Annotated in this window: 1 protein-coding gene and 1 pseudogene; both read left to right on the top strand. The window is 63.7% G+C overall.

Annotation, left to right across the window (positions count from 1 at the left end):
• Positions 1–295 (top strand): annotated as a pseudogene (locus WA702_RS25635) (xanthine dehydrogenase family protein molybdopterin-binding subunit); the annotation flags it as partial.
• Positions 296–373: 78 nt separating this feature from the next.
• Positions 374–1,348: a quinone oxidoreductase family protein gene (locus WA702_RS25630; RefSeq protein WP_425113337.1), complete on the top strand. Its 975-nt coding sequence runs from the start codon at positions 374–376 to the stop codon at positions 1,346–1,348.
• The last annotated feature ends 309 nt before the right edge of the window (positions 1,349–1,657 follow it).

Raw genomic sequence — 1,657 nt, 5'->3', positions numbered from 1 at the left:
AGGCGCGATCGTGCAGTCGACGAGCTGGACCTTGTTCGAGAGCGTCAGCTTCGACGAGCGCAGGATCACCAGCATCGATTGGCAGACCTATCCGATCCTGCGCTTCGACGCGGTCCCGGACAGCATCCGGGTCCACATCATCAACCGGCCCGGGCAGCCGTTCCTCGGCAGCGGCGAGACCGGGCAGGGGCCGGCGGCGGCCTCGATCGCGAATGCGATTGCCAATGCCACCGGCAAGCGGCTACGAAATCTGCCGCTGACGCACAAGCGCATCAAGGACGCCATCGACGCGTGAGCCCGTGCCGTTCCGCTCCCGTTCGTGACGGGCGTTCCGGAATGTCCGGTATGTAAACTCGATCTGGGAGTAGACGCCATGACGCATGCCATTCGCTTTCACAAGCCCGGTGGACCCGAGGTGCTGGTCTGGGAGGAAGTCCCGGTCGGCAAGCCCGGGCGCGGCGAAGCCCGCATTCGCCACACCGCGGTTGGCCTCAACTTCGTCGACATCTACAATCGCTCCGGCCTCTATCCGGCGCCGCTGCCGAGCGGACTGGGCGGGGAGGCTGCGGGCGTCGTCGAGGAGGTCGGAGAGGGCGTTACCGATCTCAAAGCAGGCGATCGCGTCGCCTACGGCGCGGCGCCGCTCGGGGCTTATGCCGAGGCGCGGCTGATTCCGGCCGACCGGCTGCTGAAGCTGCCCGACAGCATCGACGACAGGACTGCCGCTGCGATGATGCTGAAGGGGCTGACGGTGCAGTACCTGATCCGGCAGAGCTACCGCGTCAAGGCTGGCGATACCATTCTGCTGCATGCGGCCGCCGGCGGCGTCGGCCTGATCCTCAGCCAGTGGGCGAAGCACCTCGGCGCCACGGTGATCGGCACCGTGTCGAGCGACGAGAAGGCCAAGCTCGCGCAGGCCCATGGCTGCGACCACACCATCATCTATACCCGCGAAGACTTCGTGAAGCGGGTCGACGAGATCACCGGGGGCAAGAAGGTGCCGGTGGTCTATGATTCCGTCGGCAAGGACACATTCCTGAAGTCGCTCGATTGTCTCGCGCCGCTCGGCTATGCCGTGCTGTTCGGCCAATCCTCCGGCTCGGTCGAGCCGCTCAATCTCGGCCTCCTCGCTCAGAAGGGCTCGCTGTTCGTCACCCGCCCCACGCTCAACACCTATGCCGCCAAGCGCGAGAACCTGGTTGTGATGGCCAAGGAGCTGTTCGAGGTGGTGCAGTCAGGCGCGGTGAAGATCGAGGTCCGCCAGACCTATCCGCTGAAGGATGCGGCCAAGGCGCAGGCCGACCTTGCCGCGCGCAAGACCACGGGCTCGACCGTCCTCACGGTGTGATTGTGGCCGGAGCGGGCACGACGGCCTGGAAACACCGCGCCGTCGTGCTCGAAATCGGTTGCATCGGCCGACCAGGAGACGTCCGCTAGAGCATGATCCGGAAAAGTGGAAACCGGTTTTCCGAAAAGATCATGCTCAAACAAAGAGATGAGATCACGATGCGATTCTGTGTAATCGCATCATGATCTAGTGTCCCGATCGAATAATTCGTGAGATTATATCGCCTTTGATCCGGATGGAGGCGTCTCGATGAGCAAGTCGGCGGCGTTAATCGAGCTGAGCGAAAAGGAGCGCGGTGAACTTGAGGGA

The organism is Bradyrhizobium sp., assembly GCF_049798375.1.
Lineage (GTDB): Bacteria > Pseudomonadota > Alphaproteobacteria > Rhizobiales > Xanthobacteraceae > Bradyrhizobium.
Note: the sequence above shows the minus strand (reverse complement) of the source record. Positions and strands in the feature narration are given on the sequence as shown.

What these genes read in the sequence shown, in the direction of transcription:
- WA702_RS25630 (WP_425113337.1), top strand. Translation starts at nt 374, where the DNA reads ATGACGCATGCCATTCGCTTTCACAAGCCCGGTGGACCCGAGGTGCTG.